Below are 588 nucleotides of genomic sequence, written 5' to 3' on the forward strand. Positions count from 1 at the left end.
CCGCGTGCCGCCGGCCGTCTGGTCGCTCTATGCGCATGTGCTGCGCAAGATCGGCCCACGCCCGACGCTGATCGAATGGGACACCGAAGTTCCCGCGCTCGATGTGCTGCTCGGCGAAGCAATGTGGGCCGACATGATGGCCGCCTCGATCGGTTTCGAGAAGCGTGGTGCGCCGCAGATCGCCCAGCAGCGGGACCGCAGGTTCCACGGCATCGAGCTGTTCTCCACGAACAATCTCGCACGCGGCGCCATGCCTGCGATCTCGGCCTTGACGACGATCACCCCATCGGTTTTCGCGAGCAACTCCGTCACGCGGAGGGCGCGTCATGCTGTCTGAACTCGAACTGCAGCATGCCGTCGCGGATTCTATCCTTAACCGTGGAGGGCCGGATCTCGGCCCCTCATTCGATACTGGCGGCCGCTTCGATCCCACGCGCCGCTTCAACATCTACCGCAACAACACATTCGCATCGCTGAGTGCCACGCTCGTGTCGGTCTTCCCTGTTGGCGTCAGCCTGATTGGAGAGCGGTATTTCCGCCATATCGCCGCGAGCTTCATTCGCGTGAGCCCGCCGTCCGAAGCGCGGT

2 protein-coding genes are annotated in these 588 nt (G+C 63.8%); both read left to right on the forward strand.

Annotation, left to right across the window (positions count from 1 at the left end):
- The coding region (locus RWK44_RS34905) for a multinuclear nonheme iron-dependent oxidase (RefSeq protein WP_316030186.1) at positions 1–337 on the forward strand (337 nt) is incomplete at its 5' end.
- Positions 327–588 (forward strand): HvfC/BufC N-terminal domain-containing protein (locus RWK44_RS34910; RefSeq protein WP_316030187.1); only part of this gene is annotated, 262 nt, incomplete at its 3' end. The genes RWK44_RS34905 and RWK44_RS34910, both read left to right, overlap by 11 nt.

The sequence above is a fragment of the Rhizobium sp. 25PS6 genome, assembly GCF_032464655.1.
Taxonomy (GTDB): Bacteria; Pseudomonadota; Alphaproteobacteria; order Rhizobiales; family Rhizobiaceae; genus Rhizobium; species Rhizobium laguerreae.